Source organism: Spirillospora sp. NBC_01491 (assembly GCF_036227065.1).
Classification (GTDB): domain Bacteria; phylum Actinomycetota; class Actinomycetes; order Streptosporangiales; family Streptosporangiaceae; genus Spirillospora; species Spirillospora xylanilytica.
This window is the reverse complement of sequence record NZ_CP109432.1, coordinates 773,245-790,344: the sequence shown is the minus strand read 5'-3', so window position 1 is coordinate 790,344 and position 17,100 is coordinate 773,245. Positions and strand designations below refer to the sequence as shown.

The 17,100-nt window shown below is 71.5% G+C and carries 21 protein-coding genes; 10 read left to right on the top strand and 11 right to left on the bottom strand.

From position 1 onward, the window contains the following. Nucleotides 1-26 precede the first annotated feature (26 nt). On the top strand, nt 27-1,031 hold the full coding sequence (locus OHA34_RS03910) for a metallophosphoesterase family protein (RefSeq protein WP_329520725.1): 1,005 nt from the start codon (nt 27-29) through the stop codon (nt 1,029-1,031). A gap of 96 nt (nt 1,032-1,127) precedes the next feature. Here the strand turns inward: OHA34_RS03910 and OHA34_RS03905 are convergent, their stop codons facing one another. Then, nucleotides 1,128-2,507, bottom strand: a complete 1,380-nt coding sequence (locus tag OHA34_RS03905; RefSeq protein ID WP_329520724.1) for an MFS transporter — start codon at nt 2,505-2,507, stop codon at nt 1,128-1,130. A gap of 124 nt (nt 2,508-2,631) precedes the next feature. Here OHA34_RS03905 and OHA34_RS03900 point away from each other — a divergent pair, with 124 nt between their 5' ends. Continuing rightward, the gene (locus OHA34_RS03900; protein ID WP_285943318.1) at nt 2,632-3,540 is read left to right on the top strand and encodes a helix-turn-helix transcriptional regulator; all 909 of its coding nucleotides are present in this window, start codon (nt 2,632-2,634) and stop codon (nt 3,538-3,540) included. A gap of 65 nt (nt 3,541-3,605) precedes the next feature. On the opposite strand, the gene OHA34_RS03895 is transcribed toward OHA34_RS03900, so the two are convergent. The 3 genes from OHA34_RS03895 to OHA34_RS03885 form a co-directional block, all read right to left on the bottom strand. Next, entirely contained in the window at nt 3,606-3,833 is a 228-nt protein-coding gene (locus OHA34_RS03895; protein ID WP_329520723.1) for a helix-turn-helix domain-containing protein, read from the bottom strand. Nucleotides 3,834-3,945: 112 nt separating this feature from the next. Further along, nucleotides 3,946-4,167: a hypothetical protein gene (locus tag OHA34_RS03890; protein ID WP_329520722.1), complete on the bottom strand. Its 222-nt coding sequence runs from the start codon at nt 4,165-4,167 to the stop codon at nt 3,946-3,948. A gap of 225 nt (nt 4,168-4,392) precedes the next feature. Further along, the gene (locus OHA34_RS03885) at nt 4,393-4,737 is read right to left on the bottom strand and encodes an ArsR/SmtB family transcription factor (RefSeq protein WP_329520721.1); all 345 of its coding nucleotides are present in this window, start codon (nt 4,735-4,737) and stop codon (nt 4,393-4,395) included. A gap of 92 nt (nt 4,738-4,829) precedes the next feature. Between OHA34_RS03885 and OHA34_RS03880 the strand changes: the two genes are divergently transcribed. Further along, nucleotides 4,830-5,915, top strand: coding sequence for a cation diffusion facilitator family transporter (locus OHA34_RS03880; RefSeq protein ID WP_329520720.1), 1,086 nt, complete (start codon nt 4,830-4,832; stop codon nt 5,913-5,915). 151 nt (nt 5,916-6,066) lie between these two features. On the opposite strand, the gene OHA34_RS03875 is transcribed toward OHA34_RS03880, so the two are convergent. Both OHA34_RS03875 and OHA34_RS03870 read right to left on the bottom strand, forming a co-directional pair. Further along, complete coding sequence (locus tag OHA34_RS03875; protein WP_329520719.1) at nt 6,067-6,891, bottom strand: TrmH family RNA methyltransferase; 825 nt, start codon at nt 6,889-6,891, stop codon at nt 6,067-6,069. Nucleotides 6,892-7,041: 150 nt separating this feature from the next. Then, nucleotides 7,042-7,461 carry a DUF1579 family protein gene (locus OHA34_RS03870; protein ID WP_285943325.1) on the bottom strand — a complete coding sequence of 140 codons (420 nt, stop codon included), beginning with the start codon at nt 7,459-7,461 and terminating at the stop codon, nt 7,042-7,044. Nucleotides 7,462-7,547: 86 nt separating this feature from the next. On the opposite strand from OHA34_RS03870, the gene OHA34_RS03865 reads away from it, so the two are divergent. After that, on the top strand, nt 7,548-7,859 hold the full coding sequence (locus OHA34_RS03865) for an ArsR/SmtB family transcription factor (RefSeq protein ID WP_329520718.1): 312 nt from the start codon (nt 7,548-7,550) through the stop codon (nt 7,857-7,859). Then, complete coding sequence (locus OHA34_RS03860) at nt 7,856-8,290, top strand: SRPBCC family protein (RefSeq protein ID WP_329520717.1); 435 nt, start codon at nt 7,856-7,858, stop codon at nt 8,288-8,290. Before OHA34_RS03865 ends, OHA34_RS03860 begins: the two co-directional genes overlap by 4 nt. 139 nt (nt 8,291-8,429) lie before the next feature. Here OHA34_RS03860 and OHA34_RS03855 read toward each other — a convergent pair whose 3' ends face one another. Continuing rightward, nucleotides 8,430-9,347, bottom strand: a complete 918-nt coding sequence (locus OHA34_RS03855) for an alpha/beta fold hydrolase (RefSeq protein WP_285943329.1) — start codon at nt 9,345-9,347, stop codon at nt 8,430-8,432. 69 nt (nt 9,348-9,416) lie between these two features. On the opposite strand from OHA34_RS03855, the gene OHA34_RS03850 reads away from it, so the two are divergent. Further along, nucleotides 9,417-10,001, top strand: coding sequence for a helix-turn-helix domain-containing protein (locus OHA34_RS03850; RefSeq protein ID WP_285943331.1), 585 nt, complete (start codon nt 9,417-9,419; stop codon nt 9,999-10,001). A 177-nt stretch (nt 10,002-10,178) separates the two neighbouring features. On the opposite strand, the gene OHA34_RS03845 is transcribed toward OHA34_RS03850, so the two are convergent. Further along, complete coding sequence (locus OHA34_RS03845) at nt 10,179-10,934, bottom strand: SDR family oxidoreductase (RefSeq protein WP_329520716.1); 756 nt, start codon at nt 10,932-10,934, stop codon at nt 10,179-10,181. 83 nt (nt 10,935-11,017) lie between these two features. Here OHA34_RS03845 and OHA34_RS03840 point away from each other — a divergent pair, with 83 nt between their 5' ends. Next, nucleotides 11,018-11,491 carry an RrF2 family transcriptional regulator gene (locus OHA34_RS03840; protein ID WP_329520715.1) on the top strand — a complete coding sequence of 158 codons (474 nt, stop codon included), beginning with the start codon at nt 11,018-11,020 and terminating at the stop codon, nt 11,489-11,491. A gap of 5 nt (nt 11,492-11,496) precedes the next feature. Here the strand turns inward: OHA34_RS03840 and OHA34_RS03835 are convergent, their stop codons facing one another. Then, nucleotides 11,497-12,084 (bottom strand): TetR/AcrR family transcriptional regulator, encoded by a 588-nt coding sequence (locus tag OHA34_RS03835; protein ID WP_285943334.1) that lies wholly within the window; start codon nt 12,082-12,084, stop codon nt 11,497-11,499. 82 nt (nt 12,085-12,166) lie between these two features. Here OHA34_RS03835 and OHA34_RS03830 point away from each other — a divergent pair, with 82 nt between their 5' ends. Beyond that, nucleotides 12,167-13,522: an ABC1 kinase family protein gene (locus tag OHA34_RS03830; protein ID WP_285943335.1), complete on the top strand. Its 1,356-nt coding sequence runs from the start codon at nt 12,167-12,169 to the stop codon at nt 13,520-13,522. Next, nucleotides 13,512-14,588, top strand: coding sequence for a cytochrome P450 (locus tag OHA34_RS03825; RefSeq protein ID WP_329520714.1), 1,077 nt, complete (start codon nt 13,512-13,514; stop codon nt 14,586-14,588). Before OHA34_RS03830 ends, OHA34_RS03825 begins: the two co-directional genes overlap by 11 nt. 102 nt (nt 14,589-14,690) lie before the next feature. Here OHA34_RS03825 and OHA34_RS03820 read toward each other — a convergent pair whose 3' ends face one another. Both OHA34_RS03820 and OHA34_RS03815 read right to left on the bottom strand, forming a co-directional pair. Continuing rightward, entirely contained in the window at nt 14,691-15,194 is a 504-nt protein-coding gene (locus tag OHA34_RS03820) for a nuclear transport factor 2 family protein (protein ID WP_285943337.1), read from the bottom strand. Between the two features lie 140 nt (nt 15,195-15,334). Further along, nucleotides 15,335-15,988: a dihydrofolate reductase family protein gene (locus tag OHA34_RS03815; RefSeq protein WP_285943338.1), complete on the bottom strand. Its 654-nt coding sequence runs from the start codon at nt 15,986-15,988 to the stop codon at nt 15,335-15,337. A 135-nt stretch (nt 15,989-16,123) separates the two neighbouring features. Here OHA34_RS03815 and OHA34_RS03810 point away from each other — a divergent pair, with 135 nt between their 5' ends. Then, complete coding sequence (locus OHA34_RS03810) at nt 16,124-17,011, top strand: LysR family transcriptional regulator (RefSeq protein ID WP_329520713.1); 888 nt, start codon at nt 16,124-16,126, stop codon at nt 17,009-17,011. Nucleotides 17,012-17,100 lie beyond the last annotated feature (89 nt).

Sequence of the window (17,100 nt, the reverse complement as noted above, 5' to 3'; positions counted from 1 at the left end):
ACCGACGGCTCCCTAGGATCGCGCGCATGAGGCGCACGATCATCATCGGCGACATCCACGGCTGCTTCGACGAGCTGCTCGAACTGCTCGAGGACGTCGACATCCGACCGGACGACCTGCTGGTCAGCGTCGGTGACCTGGTCGACCGCGGCCCAGCGCCCGGTGATGTGGTCGGGCTCTTCCGCGAGCGCCCGAACTCGGTCGTGGTCATGGGCAACCATGAGCGGAAGCACGTACGCGGGATCTTCTCCTACGCACAGGAGATCACGCGCCTGCAGCTTGGCGACCACTACGCCGAAACGGTCGACTGGATGCGGACGCTGCCGTACTACTTCGAGGACGAGCACGTCCGTGTCGTCCACGCCGCGATGCTGTCCGGAATTCCGCTGTCCGACCAGAAGGAGGAAATCCTCTGTGGCTCGACGAGGGGGGAACGGGAGCTCACGGCGCTGTTCCCGGACGGCTACTGGCACGACCACTACACCGATGCCAAGCCGGTGGTGTTCGGCCATCACGTGACCGGCCGGGAACCGATGATCCGCGACGGCAGGATCTTCGGCCTCGACACCGGTGCCTGCCATGGCTGGAACCTGACCGCAGTGTGTCTCCCGGGATTCACGGTCCACTCGGTCCAGGCACGCGCCGACCACTGGTCGACCACCAAGCGCCAGTGGCAGTTGCCCGTCCTGAAGACCAGGCCATGGCCTGACTTCACCTGGCTTGAGCTGGCTCAGGCGACAGAGCGGTTCTCCTCGGCACATGACGCCGCCGTGCTGAAGTGGCTGGAGGCACTCCGAGAATGGGCCGCCGATCTCCAGTCGGCCTTCCCCGCCCTGGCCGCCGCAGCGCATCGAGTAGCCGACGAGTTCACCACGGACGAACTGCGCTGGCATCCCGCAGCGAGGATTCTCTTCCAAGCCCGTAACGGCCGCCTCGACCAGATCAGCCTGGCCAAGCAGTGCTCAACACCCCGCAGAACCATCGACCTGGCGGCCGCCTTGGGGCTGGTACTGGACGAGCCGCCCGGCTGAACCGTCGGGGCGACGGATACAGACCAGCCCGGCGCCACCGGTGTCGCGTCTCGTCCGTGCCGTCCTGGCGCCGAGCCCGTCGTACGGGCTGCGTCATCAACCGCGCGGGAGCTTGAGGGCCGCGGCCGTGGTGACTACCAGCATCACGGCCGCGACGCACAAGGCGACCCGCAGACCCACCATGAACTCACCCCGGTCCGCGACCAAGGCTCCGACGACGGCCACGGCGAGCGCGCCGCCCGTCTGCCGGAAGGAGTTCAGGATCCCGGCGGCCGTGCCGGCCCGGTCCGCGGCGATGTCGTTCAGCAGGACGGCGGTCAGGGAGGGCACGGCGAGACCCAGGCCGAGGCCGGCCGGGACGAGCATCGCCGCGATCACCGGCCTGCCGGTCCCCTCGTCCATCCAGAGCAGGCCGAACATCGCCAGCGCGAAGATCGCTTGTCCCGCGGCGATCGGCATCCGCGGCCCGAAGCGTGCCGCAGCCCTGGCCGAGACCAGATTGGCTCCGGCGATCACGGCCATCATCGGCAGGAACATCACCCCCGCGGCCATGACGGACAGGTGTAGAACGTCCTGCAAGAACAGGCTCAGCACGAACACCAGCCCGTAGAACGCGGCATTGACGCCGAAGCCGATCACGACTGAAACCGTCACCGTGCGCGAACGGAAGAGGCCGAGCGGGACCATCGGCGCGGCGGTACGCGCCTCGATCATGACGAACGCGACCGCCGCCACCGCGGCGAGCCCCAGACAGCCCGGCACCAGGGGCTCGCCGAAGCCGTACTCCCCTCCGCCGATCACCCCGAAGGTGAGGGCCGCGAGCGCGACGATCGCCGTGAGCTGGCCGTACGGATCGAGTGGCGCGGCCCGGCGCGGCGAACGCTCCACGCGGGTCAGCACCGCGAGGACGGCGAGGCCGACGGGCAGGTTGACGACGAAGATCGCCCGCCAGCTCAGGGTGCTGGACAGCACCCCGCCGGCCACCGGGCCGGCGGCGACCGCGACGGCTCCGGCCACGGTCCACAGCGCGATGGCCCGGGCCCGTTCGGCCGCGTCCGGGAAGGCCTGCCGGACGAGGGCCAGCGAGGAGGGCAGCATGATCGCCGCCGCGCTCCCCTGGAGCAGGCGGGCGGCGATCAGCTCGTCCAGCCCCGGCGCCAGTCCGCAGGCCGCCGAGGCGACCGTGAAGACCGCGACGCCGGCGCCGAACGCGCGGCTCGCCCCGATGCGGTCGGAGAGCGTGCCCGCGGAGATCAGGAGTGCGGCGAACATCAGCGTGTAGGCGTCCACGATCCATTGCAGTCCCGCCGTGCCGCCACCGAGCGCCCGCCCGATCCCGGGCAGCGCCACGGTCACCGCCATGGCATCGAGGTTGAGCAGGAAGATGCCCATGAACGTGATCGCCAGGATCAGCTTCGGTGCGGCCGTGCGTTGCCGGGCGTCCTGTGACGCGCGGGCAGGTGCGGGGGTGGTCATCCGTCCAGCCTGGTGAGGCTCGCGGGGGCGGGGCAGACCGCGATCTTCCGGGGTGCGCCACCAGGGGTGTGACAGGGCCAGGCTCCGGGCCGGACCCGTGACCACACGCTGGCAGAATGACGAAGTGACCGAGTTCGGGAAGTTTCTGTTGGCTCGCCGTGGCGGCCTCCGCCCGGCGGACGTCGGGCTGCCCGCCGGAACCGGCACGCGCCGTACGCCGGGCCTGCGCCGGGAGGAGGTGGCGGCGCTGGCCGGTGTGAGCATCGACTACTACGTACGGCTGGAGCGCGGCAAGGAGACCCGTCCGAGCCCCTCCGTGGTCGAGGCGCTGGCCGACGCACTCCGCCTCGACGGGGAGGAACGCGGCTTCCTGCGCGAGTTGGCGGCGCGGGCGGCGCAGCGTGCGCCCGGTCCCCGTCCCGTGCCGTCGCGGCGGGTCCGTCCGACCGTCAGGCGGCTTCTGGAGACGCTCCGGCCCAACCCGGCCTACGTCGTGAGCCGCACCAACGACCTGCTGGCGGCCAATCCCGCCGGGCTGCGGCTGCTCCACGGCATCGCCGACTGGCCTGAGCGGCAGCGGAACACCATCCGGTACGTCTTCCTGCACCCGGCGGCCCGCGAGCTGTGGACGAACTGGGAGCAGAAGGCGGAGGGCTGCGTCGCCCAGTTGCGGGCGATCGCCGGCACCGATCCGGACGCCCCGGAGCTCGCTTCGCTCGTGGGCGAGCTGATCGTCAAGAGCCCCGACTTCAGCCGGCTCTGGGAGCGGTACGAGGTGCGCACGATCGGCGACGGCGAGAAGACCCTCCGGCACCCGGAGGTCGGCACGATGACGCTCTCGCACGAGGGACTGTCCCTGAACCGCGCGCAAGGCCAGCGCCTCATCGTCTACATGGCGCCGCCCGGCAGCCCGGACCACGACGCGATGATGCTCCTCGACCTCGCCGCCTCCGGTTCGTCCGGCGGTTCCGGTGAGACGGCGCCCGTTCCCCCCTCCCGGGGATGCCGTCAAGGATCGACGCGGCAGGGGTGAAGCAGGCGTGGTGCTGCTCAGCGGTGGCGGCGGGCAGGGGCGCGTTCGGTCGGGGGACGATGCGTTCAGTCGTCGTCGCTCAGGCCCAGGAGGTCGCCGGGCCGGCACTCCAGGGCCTCGCAGACGGCGGTGAGGGTGGAGAAGCGGATGGCCTTGGCCCGGCCGTTCTTGAGGATCGACAGGTTCACCACCGTCACGCCGACCCGTTCGGCCAGCTCGGTGAGCGTCGTGTCGCGCTCGGCCAGCAGGCGGGCCAGATGGACCTGGACGCGGTGGGCGTCCTCTGGTGGCATCAGACCAGCCCCTCGGTGTCCTCACGCAGCCGGGTGCCGAGCCGGAACGCCTCGGCCAGAGCCACGACGAGGAAGAAGGCCACCACGGGCAGGAGTGAGATCTCCAATGAGGTCAGGACCCGGCCCCCAGGGGCGTCCCGGTGACGAGCAGGGTGCCGGTGATGGCTTCCGGCCAGTTGCCGAGCACGCCGCCCAAGAGGACCAGCAAGGCGATCCCGTAGAGGCGGCGCGGGTTGCCGGGCGCGAACGGATCACCCTTGCGCAGCGTGCGGGTGAGCAGGAACAGCCACGAACGCGATGCCGAGCAGGCCCTCCAGTGCCGCGCCGTCCGCACGGCTCCAGCGGCTGAGGTGGGTGATCGATGGAGGCAGTCGCTCGTCGATATACGATATGCCGTCGAGTTCCTCCAGGACGGCGTCGCCCGGCCGCCGTCAGAGTTTCTGGAGCACCGGGCCCGCCCTGAGGCTCACCGCCCGTTCGCGGAGCCACCGGAGTAGCTGAGCGAGCAGGGCGAGGTCGTCGCCGTGGAGGACCTGGCGTGCGGACATGGCCCGCCCGGTCAGTCGTGGGGCGGGAGGTCGCCGAGCCGGTGGTCGGCGGACCGGAGAGCCTCGTCGACCAGGCGCTTGACGTGCCCGTGCGGCAGTGCGTAGATCACCCGGCGGCCCTCCTTGCGGGTGGTGACCAGCCCGGCCAGCCGGAGCCGGGCCAGGTGCTGGCTGACCGACGGACGGGCCACCGCGCACGCCTCGGTCAGGGTGCCCACGTCGGCCTCGCCCTCGGCGAGGCGCTCCAGCAGGATCAGCCGGGTGCGGTCGGCCAGCAGCCCCAGCACCTGCGCGGCCGCCGCGTGGCGATCGCCTCCGTCTCGCTGTTGCGGGTCCTGCGCACCTGATAGGTGCATGCGTGCACTCATATGCACATAATGGACGGGTGGGCGGACGGTGTCCAGCCGGTCCGCCGCGCCGACCTCCGATCCGGGAAGCGTGAGCCGACGTGAGCGACCAGAGCACATCCCGCGAGCCGCACCACCACGACCGCCGGCCCGGCGGCCACCGTCGCGACGGCCACGAGCACGGTCCGGGACGGTGGTCGCGCTTCGGGCACCAGGTGGCGCACCTGGCCAGGCCGCACGGCCACGAGGCCGCCGACAAGGTCGACCCGGCGATGGAGACCTCCGCCGAAGGCATGCGCACCTTGTGGATCTCGCTCGGCGTGCTGGCGGTCACCGCCGTCCTCCAGACCGGCGTGGTGGTGCTGTCCGGTTCGGTGGCACTGCTGGGCGACACCGTCCACAACGCGGCCGACGCGCTGACTGCGCTTCCGCTCGGCGTCGCGTTCGTCCTCGGACGGCGGGCGGCGACCCGCCGGTTCACCTACGGCTTCGGCCGCGCGGAGGACCTGGCCGGCATCGTCATCGTGCTCACCATCGCCGCCTCCTCCGCACTGGCGGCCTGGACGGCGGTCGACCGGCTGCTGAATCCCCGGACGATCGGCTACCTGCCCGCGGTCGCCGCCGCGGCGGTGATCGGGTTCATCGGCAACGAGTGGGTGGCCCGCTACCGCATCGCCACCGGCAGGCGGATCGGATCGGCGGCCCTGGTCGCGGACGGGCTGCACGCCCGCACCGACGGCTTCACCTCCCTGGCCGTCCTGCTCGGCGCGGGCGGGGCCGCGCTCGGCTGGCCGCTGGCCGACCCGATCGTCGGCCTGCTGATCACCATCGCGATCCTGGCCGTCCTCAAGGACGCGGTCCGCGAGGTCTTCCGGCGCCTGATGGACGCCGTCGACCCCGCCCTGATCGACCGCGCCGAGCACGTCCTGCGCGCGGTCGACGGGGTCGTCGAGGTCGGCGAGCTGCGGATGCGCTGGATCGGCCACCGGCTGCGAGCCGAGATCGCCATCGTCGTGGCCGGCGACCTCAGCGTCCGCGACGCGCACCGGATCGCCGTCGAGGCCGAGCACGCCCTCCTGCACGCCGTTCCCCGGCTGGCGGCCGCCCTGGTCCACGCCGATCCGGCCACCCGTCACGGCGACACCGACCCGCACGCTCCGCTGGCCCGTCACCGCGCCCCCGCCTGAGGGTCCGTGTCCGCAGCGACCCAGCGGTCAGGACGACGAGGCCGTCAAGGGCGATCGGGCCGCGGCGGGGGACCGTGTCAGTACCGGGAGCCGACGGGAACCGGCAGGGCGTCCGGTTCCCACCGGGAAGGCAACGGTAGGCCACAGGGGGCTAAGGCCGGCGGCCTCGTTGGCGGGCAGCCTCGTACAGCGTGACCGTGGCGGCGCTGGCGGCGTTGAGTGAGCTGGCCGCGCCGCCGATCGGGATCCGCGCCATCGTGTCGCAGCCCTGCCGCCAGCCCGCGCTCAGCCCGGCGGTCTCGTTGCCGATCACCAGCAGCACGGGCCCCGTCAGGTCCACCTCGGCGATGTCGGCAGTGCCGTTCTCGTCGGTGCCGACCACGGTGAGCGGACGTCCGGCCGCCCGCTCCCGCTGCGCCCAGTCCAGCACCTCGCGGTGGGAGCGGACGCGGACGACCGGGACCGCCAGCAGCGACCCGGTGGAGGCGCGCACCGCCTTGGGATCGTAGGGGTCGGCGGCGTGCCCGGTGACGATCAGCCCGGCGCCGCCGAACGCGTCCAGCGAACGCACCATCGTGCCGATGTTGCCGGGCCCGGCCGGCCGGTCGAACACCACTCCCAGGAACGACGGCCCCACCGCGATCCGCGACAGGTCATCGTCCGGCAGCGCCACCACCGCCACCAGCTCGGGAACCTCCTGCTCCTTGCCGCTCAGCTCCCGCAGCAGCTCGGGCGCCATCGCCACCCGCTCGGCCCCGGCCCGCTCCAGCATCTCGGCCGCCCACCGCGACAGCGGCCGCTCGGCATCGTAGATCAGCGCCCGCACCGGCCAGCCGCGCTCCACCGCCAGGCTGATCGGCCGAACCCCCTGGACCAGGAACTCTCCCGCCCGCTGCCGCTTGTTCCGGTTCCGCAGCAGTGCCTCCCACTGCTGGAACCGCGCGTTGGGCCGCGAAACCCGCAGCACATCCCCCACCAGACGCTCCAGTCCTCGCGTTCCCGCCAGCGAACACGCCAGTCTCCCATATAACGATCTAGGGCAGAGTCTCGAACCGCTCCGCGCCGGGCCCCACCAGCAACGACACCCGGCCCGGGGGTATCGGGCGGTCGCTGGTGCGGTGATCGCTCACGGGATCCGGGTGAAGGTCATGTCCATCCAGCCAGTCCAGTCCGAACCGTTCTCGGTGCGTTCCCATCTGGCCGCCATGGTGGAGTCGGTGACGGTGAGCGTCGCGCGCTCGGTTGCGCCCGTGAACGTCCAGACGTCGTCGTCCACGGTGGCGTGCATGGTGCCGAACGCGCCCCGGCTGTCGAACGAGCGCATGGGCCACGTCCCGGTCGCCGGGTCGTAGGGGCCGATCATCTCGATGACCTCGAGCTCTTCATCGCCCACGCGCACTTCGGCGCGGTGGATCAGAAAGGCTCCGCCGGCCATCCACGCGTAGCTGTCGGTTCCGGCGATCTCGACGGCCGGGCCGGACACCGTCCGGCCCGCCGTGCGCCAGCGGCCCACGAGGGGTTCCAGTCGCGCGTTCTCGGGTGTCATGGTCCACTTCTCTCTGCCAACTTGTGTAAGATGTTGCTTAAATACTTACATGTTGCCTTCGGTCAGGCAACCGAGGAGGCTCAGCGGTGGACGAGGTGTTGCGGGCGGTCGCCGACCCGACCCGCCGCGCGATCCTGATGCTGGTCCGCGACGGGGAGGTGCCGGCGGGCGAGATCGCCGCGCACTGCCCCGGCATCAGCCGCCCGGCCGTCTCCCAGCACCTGCGGATCCTGGTCACGGCCGGCCTCCTGGACGTCCGGCGCGCGGGCAACCGCCGCCTCTACCGGCTGAAGTCGGCGGGCCTCGTCGAGGCGGCGGCGTTCTTCGACACGTTGTGGTCCGGTCCGCTCGCGCGCCTGAAGCGCGCGGCCGAACAGGAAGAGGGGGGACCGTCGTGAACGCGACGATCGAGCGGACGGTGTGGATCCAGGCGCCGCCCGAGACGGTCTGGCGGTTCTTCACCGACCCCGCGCGGCTGGCGCACTGGTGGGGACAAGCCGAGGCCGACGCCCGGCCCGGCGGCGCCCTGAGGGTGTCAATGCCGGACGGGCCGCGCCCGGTGATGCGCGGGGAGTTCGTGGAGCTCCTCCCGCACGAGCGGATCGTCTTCACCTTCGGCTGGGAGCCGATGCCGGAAGCGCCTGCCATCCCGCCCGGAGCGTCACGGGTGGAGGTGACCCTAACGCCCACGGACGGCGGGACGAGCCTCACACTCCGTCACAGCGGCCTCCCGCTCCCGCTCGAAGGTGAGACCGGTGACGGCTGGACGGGCCTGCTGCGGCGGCTGAGGGAACGGGCGGGGCCGGTCGGGCCACAGCCGCCCGCGTGACGGCCGCGCCCATCCCGCACTCGGCCGGCTCGGCCGGCTCGGCCGACCGGCGCGGCGCCGGGTCCTTCCGCCACCGCTCGTGCTCTGACGCAAGCCCGCAGGAGGCGGCGTCCCGACGCCGGGGACACCACCTCCCTGATCAGCCGCCGAGACCGCCCAGGAGATCCTTGACCGCTTGGACGACGGCGTCGGGACGGCGGAAGATGACGGAGGCGTGCCCGGCATCGCCGACAACGCGGTTCTCGCCGTGCGGAACCGATGCGGCCAGCGCGGTGTAGAGCCGCGTCTTGGCTTCGGCCTCCTGGAGGAGGAGCGACCTGGGAATGCCCTGGGTCACCGCCTCCTTGAAGGGGTCGATGGCCGTGGCGGTGAGCGCGATCAGCGGGATGTCGGGCATCGGTCCCGCAGTGCGCACCTCGTCGTGGAGCCGGTCGCGGTTGGCCGCCTCCTGACCGCCGATCCTCAGCCATTCCGGGCTGACGTGACGTTCGATCAGCGGCGCGCGGATCTCCTCCGGCCAGTCGGCCATCTCCCGCGCGAACAGGTCGCGGTAGAACTGGACGATCTCGTCCGGCAGCTCGTCGGGCAACGCCTCGCCGGGGTCCCATGCCTGGTACAGCTCGTTCAGTTCCCGGGGCATGCAGGAGTCGTAGTCCTCGTGCTCGGTCTCCACCAGGACCAGACCCGCCACCTCGCCGGGGAAACGCTGCGCGTAGTGGCGTGCGTAAAGGCCGCCGAGTGAGTGACCGACCAGCAGGTAGGGGGCGGGCACGCCGGCGACCCGCAGTGCCTCGCGCAGTTCGTCGGTGACCTGGGCGCAGGTGCGCGGCAGCTCGACCCGGTCGCTCCACCCCGTCCCGCCCCGGTCGTAGATCACGCTCGTGGTGAGCTCGGCGACTCGCCGGTGGACGATATAGCCGTCCATGCCGGACGAGCCGGCCCCGGGGAGGAACACCACCGCCGGGCTCCCGCTGCCCGATCGGTGGAGCAGCAGCCTCCGGCCCCCGACCTCGTGGTGCCGTCCCACCGGCGGGATCGCCCCGGTCATTTGATGCATCCCTGACTCCTTGTCCGCCGAGCGCATTCCCAACTTTGGAAACAGTACCAAATATGGAAACGTAAGGGCATGGACACCCTTGAGCTGCTCCTGCACCCGGTGCGGCTGCGCATCGTGCACGCCTTGTCCGGCGGAGGCACCCGCACGACCTCCGACCTGTGCGCCTGCCTGCCCGACGTCCCCAAGACCACCGTGTACCGGCACGTCGGCCTGCTGGCCGAGGCGGAAGTGCTGGAAGTCGCCGGCGAGCAGCGCGTGCACGGCGCCGTCGAACGCCACTACCGGCTGCGCCGCGAGCAGGCGGTGATCGACGCCGACACGGCCGCGTCCATGTCCCTGGACGACCACCGCCAGGGCTTCACCGCCGCCATGGCCGCCCTGCACGCCGAGTTCAACGGCTACCTCGACCGGGACGGAGCCGACCCCACCGCCGACTCGGTGAGCTACCGGCAGGGCACCTTCTGGCTCAGCCCCGACGAGCTCGCCGAGATGATCGAGGCGCTCCGCGGCGTGTTCGCCGCCCGGAGGGGCAACCGGCCCGCGCCTGGCCGCACCCCCCATCTGCTGAGCCTGATCCTGTTCCCGACGAATGAACCGGGAGCCGGTGCGGATGGACCGGAGGGGGCGGCCATGCCGGGGGCGGACGGTCGTTGACGATGTTCTCCACACCAGGCTGGAGGCCAGAACCGCTCGGGAGTTCGCGCACAGGCCGCGATGTCCGTTCGAGGAGGATCATGGAAGACCAGACGCAGCAGGAGCAGGCCGGCCCCGGATGCGGGCGCGCATTGATCTGCGCGAAGGGACGGGCCGAGCGGTGAGGCACGCGGTCCGCTAGGACGTCTGGTCCGCGAGCCAGGTGTCGAAGGTGGTCGGCATGATGCGGGCGCCGTCGCCGGGCAGCATCACGTTGCCGGCCATCACCGGGCTGAACATCGCCGTCCACGTCGGCACGAGCTTCACGGCACGGCCGCGCGCCTCGTTGGTGCGCCGGGCCATGTCCACCAGGTCCTGCCGTTCGGGCCCGGCGACGTCGGCGTGATGCCCCCGCGGCTCGCCCACCGCGACCTCGGCGAGGACGGCCGCCACGTCCGCCGGCGCGACCGGCTGCACGAGCAGCGGCGGGATCGTGGCGACGCCGTCCTGCTCGGTCCAGCCCGCCACCATCGCCGCGAAGTCGTGGAACTGGGTGGCCGGGACGATCGTCCACGGCACCGGTCCCTCGGCCACGAGGCGCTCCTGCTCCCGCTTGCCGGCGTGGTGCGCGTTGCCGTCGACGTGAGCGATCCCGGCGATCCCGACGATCGACAGCAGCACATGGTGGCGGACCCCGGCCCGCTCCTCGGCGGCGAGCAGGTTCCGGGTGGCGGTGCCCAGGTACGCCACCGTCCCGGCCACGTCGGACGCCGCCGCGTTGGTCGCGTCGATCACCGCCTCGACGCCCGACAGGGCGCCGTCGAGCCCGTCGCCGGTCGACAGGTCCACGCCGAGCGAACGGCTGATGCGCACGACGTCGTGCCCGTCCCGTTCGAGGGCGGTGACGGTGAGGGCCCCGATGTTCCCGGTCGCGCCGGCGACGGCAAGTCTCATGACGATCTCTCCTCGTATCACGGTGTCGTACGACAGTATCAAGGACTAAAAAGGTCCGCAATGTCTGCGATAGACTCTGTGCCGTGAAGCTGCCTGTGAGCACCGAATGGGTCCTGCACTGCACCACGACGCTGGCACAGCTCGACCCGGGGACCACCGCCTCGGCGGCGCAGCTCGCCCTGTACTTCGACCTCCCGGCGGCCTACCTCGCCAAGCAGTTGCAGGCGCTCACCAGAGCCGGCCTGCTGGCCGCGACCACGGGCCCACGGGGAGGCTTCCGGCTCGCGCGGCCCACCTCCGAGATCACGCTCCTGGAGATCGTCGAGGCCGTCGCCGGCGCGTCCCCGCCGTACGAATGCCGCGAGATCCGCCAGCAAGGACGCGGGGCGCTGCCCCCCGAAGACTGCCAACGCACTTGCGTCCTCGCCGAGAAGATGGCCGACGCGCACGAGGCGTGGCGGAGCAGCCTCGCCGGGGTCACCCTCGCCGACGTCCTCGCCACGCTGCCCGCGTCGGTGCCGTCCCGCACCCGACGGCGCCTGGCGGCGACGACGTAGCCCGTTCAGTCGCGTTCGAGCTGGGCGTGCATCATCTCGACCCAGGTCTCGACCAGCGCGTCGTCGGAGACGCCGATCGGGTCGGAGTCGAGTAGGACGGGGAGCAGCCGGGAGGAGAGCAGTGCGCCGAGGCCCACGGCGGCGACGGCGGTCGCCTTCTCCTCGGCGAGCCCCGCGCCGTCGCGCAGCCAGCCCGCGAAGCCGGTGTAGGTCGCGCCGATGAGCTGCTGGACCGCGCCCCCGACCAGTTCCGGACGGGCACGGGCCTCGGAGGCGATGATCCGCAGCAGCTCGGTCTCGTTGTCCAGCTCGGCCAGGGCATAGCGGGCGGTCAGGGTCAGCTCGGTCCGCAGGTCGCCGACCCCGGCGAAGACGCGGCGGAGGTCGCGCAGGGCGGCGACCCGTCCGAGGTGCCGTTCGATCCCGGCCGCCAGCACCGCCTCCTTGCTGCGGAAGTGGTGGTAGATGCCGCCCGCCCCCGGGGTCAGCCCGGCCGCCTTCTCGATCTGAACCACGCTTGTTCCCTTGTAGCCGTTGCGGCCGAACAGCTCCATCGCCGCGTCGACGATGCGGTCACGGGTTGACGTCGTCATGCTCCTAAGTAAACACTGAGGAAACCAAAGAAGCTACTTCCGGGGGTCTGGGATGGCTGAGCATGACATCAGGAGCGGGCGCGTGGCCCGGACGGCGCCGCTGGTCGGCCTGGCGGGCCGCACGGCGGGGGAGGCGGTCGTGGCCTCGCTGCGCAAGCGGGTGCGCGGCGCCGACACCGCGGAGTTCCATGCGCGGGCGGCCGAACGGTACGCCGAGCGGCTGGGGCGCTCCAAGGGGGTGCTGATGAAGGCCGGCCAGATCATGTCCTTCGTCGGCTTCACGGTGGAGGGCGAGAACCAGTCGATCTACCAGCGGGCCCTGGCCCGCCTCCAGGACGACGCCCCGCCGATGCCGCCGGAGATGGCGGCTGCCATGGTGGAGGCCGAACTGGGGGCGCCGCCGCAGGAGGTGTTCGCCGAGTTCGAGCCCGAGCCGATCGCCGCCGCCTCGATCGGCCAGGTGCACCGCGCCACCACCCGCGACGGCCGCCGGGTCGCGGTCAAGGTCCAGTACCCGGGTGTCGAGGAGGCGATCCGGGCCGACCTCGCCAACACCGAGCTGATCGCCACCTTCTTCCAGATGGGCCGGGGCCTGCTGCCGGGGATGACCCGGATGGACGTCCGGGCGGTGGCCAAGGAGGTCTCCGAACGGATCGGCGAGGAGATCGACTACCGGGCCGAGGCCCGCAACCAGCGCGAGTTCGCCGGCCACTACCGGGGCCACCCGTTCATCCGCATCCCCGAGATCGTCCCGGAGCTGTCCGGGCGGCGGGTGCTGACCATGGACCTGGTCGACGGGATGCGCCACCGCGAGGCGCTCGGCGCCGGCCAGGAGCTCAAGGACCGCTGGGGCGAGGCGGTGTTCCGCTTCTACATCGGCGGGATCCGCCGGCTCGGCCTGTTCCACGCCGACCCGCACCCCGGCAACTTCCTCTTCCACGACGACGGGACGGTGACCTTCCTGGACTTCGGCTGCGTCAAGCGCTTCCAGCCGGAGCAGGTCCGCTTCATGACGGCCGTCGCCGAGGCGACGGTCACGGGCGATGCCGAGACCCTGCTGCGCCTCCATTACGACGAGGGCGTCCTGGACCGCGACGACCCGCCGCCCGCCGATCAGGTCCTCGGCTGGTGGACCTCGACCCTTTACGCCTGGACCCGGCCGCAGCCGTTCACCTACACCCCCGAAACCGACGCGGTCGCCACCCGGGGCGAGTTCGGCCTCACCGGCCCGTACGGCGAGTTCATCAGGAAGTGGCGGATGGACCCGGCGATGACGACGCTGACCCGGATCCAGCTCGGCATGTCGGCCGTCCTGAGCCAGTTCCGCGCCACCGCCGACTGGGAGCGGATCCGGCAGGAGTGGGACTGGGACGGGCCGCCCGCGACGCCGATGGGCGAGCTCGACAAGGAGTTCTGGGGAGGCGTCCGTGTGCGCTGAACCCGTCCGCTGGGACGAGCCGTCGGCCACCTGGCTGGTGTCCGGGCACGAGGAGGCCGCGGCGGTGCTGCGCGGCGTCGGCTGGAGCAGCAATCCCGCGCTCAGGCCGGACGCCCCCGCCGAGCTCCGCGAGATGCCGCCCGGCAACCTGCTGTTCTCCGACCCGCCCGACCACACCCGGATGCGCAGGCTGCTCAGCCCCGCCTTCACCCCGCGGGCGGTCGAGTCGCTCCGTCCCCGGATCGTGGAGATCGTCGAGGCCGTGCTGACCGGGCTGGACGACGAGACCGACCTGCTGCGGGAGGTCGCCCACCTGATCCCCGTCGCCGTCATCGCCGAGCTGCTGGACGTGGGCGAGGACGGCGCCGAGCTGCTGCTGGAGCTCACCCCGCCGCTGGTCCGCCTGCTGGAGCCGGACGCCGACGGCGACGCGATCGTGGCCGGCACGGCCGCCACGACGGACCTGGCCATGTTCCTCGCGCCGCTGATCGCCGAACGGCGCAAGCGGCCCGGCGCCGACTTCATCAGCGCGATGCTGGCGGTGCCGGACGGACTGACGGAGGCCGAGGTCGCCGCCACCTGCGTCCTGCTGCTGACCGCGGGACACGAGACCACCGCCGGCCTCATCGCCGGCTCCGTCCTCGCCCTGCTCGGCGATCCCGGCCAGATCCCGCTCCTGCTGGCAGACCCGACCCGCGCGGTCGAGGAGCTGCTCCGGGTCGAAGGCCCCATCAAGCGCGTCGTCCGCGTCGCCGTGACCGGGCATGAGCTGTCCGGCCGGCGGATCGAGGCGGGCCAGACCGTGCAGGTCCTCCTCCAGGACGTCAACCGGGCGCAGGGCCCGCTGGACCTGTCCCGGGACCCGCTGCCCCACCTGGCCTTCGGCAGCGGGATCCACTACTGCCTCGGCCAGGCGCTGGCGCGCATGGAGGCCGTCGAGACGCTCCCGCGCCTCTTCACTGACTTCCCCGGAATGAGCCTGACGGGCCACCGCCGGCGCGACTCCCTCACCTTCCACGCCCTCGACGAGCTCCACGTGGCGGGACTGCACCGAAAGCCGACCTGACTCGACTACCGACACGGTCGTGCGCACTCGCCCTCTGACCTGGTGCGCTACGCGTCCGCCGCGCCGCCGCCAACACAGGCCGTTGACGGCGGCCGGCGGCTTCTACCCGCCTAGGACGTCGGCGGGGTCGCCGGTGTACCAGGCGGTCTCGATGTGGACGCGGTGCATGACCCAGTGCGCTCCGTCCCGTGCGAGGTCGAGGGTGTAGCGGTTGGTGAGCAGGGCGTGCCGGTCGTGGTCGGCCCTGAGCAGGTACTTGGCCTGCACCATCGCGGTGAACCGGGCGGTGTCGCCGTCCACCTGGACGCGGGGGTTGGTGACCACGTGGGTGGTGTCGACGCGGTCGATGATCAGGCCCAGGAGCAGGTTCACGATCGTGTCGCGGCCGATCATCAGTGGGCTGTACGCCCCCCATTTGGCCGCCGCCGAGCGGGAATCCAGCTCCGCATCGGCCGCGAGCGCCGAGGCGAGCAGCTGCCTGTCCTGGAGGTCCAGTCCCTGAGCGAACCGGTACAGCGCGTCGACGACCTCTTCTCGGTCTTTCAGCTCGCAGGCGATGGCCGCCGCGTCTCGGGCGGGCAATGCCTGGTCCCTGGTCAGATGCATCGTCCTCCTACGGGTTCGTCGTGACGGGCCGGTCGGCGAGGCGCCCGATGCCGGTCTGGATGGAATCGGGCCCTCGCGGGGGCCTCGGCCGAGCTCGCGCCGAGACCGCCGCGTGCCGATCATCTGCCACTCTCACCCGCTCAGGCGATGGCCTCCTGACCGTCGTGCACCACGAACTCGCCGGTGCCGGTGGTGGCGAAGCCGGTCTGGCGCAGGGTGAGCGAGACCGCTCCCGACCCCCCGTCCAGCACCTCCGATTCGGTGATCCGGTAGGTCGCCGGGACGGCGCCGCCGGCGAACAGGCGCTTGCCGTCCCCAACCACGACGGGAACCTGGAGCAACCGGTAGATGTCGACGAGCCCGGCGTCGTGCAGGCTGCGCACCAGCTGCCAGCTGCCGTGCACCTGCAACTCACCGCCCGGCTGCTCCTTGAGCCCGCGGACCTGCTCCACGATGTCGCCGCGCAGCACCGTGGTGTCCCCCCAGGCCGCATCGGCGTCGGCCAGGGTGTCGCTGACGACGTACTTCTTCCAGGTGTTGAGGGCGGTGGCCACGATGTTGTCGGGCTCGGTCACCTGCGACCAGTAGGTGCGCATCATCTCGAAGGTGCTGCGCCCCAGCAGGAAGGCATCGGCCCGGCGGAACCACTCGCCGACGGGGGCCAGCTGGCCGGCGTCGCTCTGGGGCACGAGCCAGCCCCCGCGCTCGAAGCCGTTGCTGCGATCCTCCTCGACCCCGCCCGGGCCCTGCATGACGCCGTCGAGGCTGACGAAGGTGTTGACGCTGATCTCCATGACTTCCTTCTCCTGAGTGATCCACATCGCGGCGTGTGCCGGAAGTGGGCCAGATCAGGATGTAATGCGGCAGAAAACGCAACAAGGGGTGATAATGGAACGGTCATTTAGTCACGTTCAACGATGGGGAGCGCGGTGCTCGAACGTCTTGAGCTCGAGGCGTTCTTGACGCTGGCCGAGGAGCTGCACTTCGGGCGCACTGCCGAGCGCCTGCACGTGAGCACCGGCAGGATCAGTCAGACGATCAAGAAGCTGGAACGTCAGATCGGGGCGCCGCTGTTCGAGCGCACCAGCCGCAAGGTGGCCCTCACCGCGATAGGGCGGCAGCTTCACGAGGATCTGCGCCAGGCCCATCAGCAGATGGAAGCCGGACTGGAACGGGCCGTCAACATGGCCGGCAGCATCCACGGCACGCTGCGGGTCGGCTACTCGGCCCCGTGGAACGGCAACCTGATGATCAAGGCCGCCGACGCCTTCCACTCCCGCCACCCCGAGTGCGACGTCCACATCCGGGAGGTACAGCTCCACGACCCCCTCGGCCCGCTGCGGACCGGCGCACTCGACCTTCAGATCAGCGAGTTCCCCATCGACGAACCCGACATCGTCGCCGGCCCCGTCGTCTCCCACGAACCCCGCGCGCTCATAGTCCCAGCGGACCATCCGCTCGCCCGACGCGATTCGGTCTCCCTCGAAGACCTCGCCTCCACCCCACTGGTGACCATCGCCGGCGCCATCCCGCAGTACTGGCTCGACCAGCACTACCCGCACCACACCCCCGCAGGCCGCCCCATTACGCACGGCCCGGCCGCCACCTACTGGCAGGAAGTACTCTCCCTCGTCGCCCTGGGCAAGGGCGTCTCACCCACGTGCTTCCGCGCCGCCCAGTACTACAGCCGCTCCGACCTCGTCTTCCTCCCCATCAGCGACGCACCGCCCATCGTGTACGGCCTGGTCTGGCCGTCCGACAGGGAGAACTCCCGGACCCGCGCCTTCGTTCAAAGTCTCAGCGAACTCACAGGCTGACTCCGACCACCGAGCAAGCCGCCATCTGCGGCGTTGTCGCCGGCACGTTCCCCGCCGCCGGACGCCGTCGCCGTGGTGTAACGCCTGGG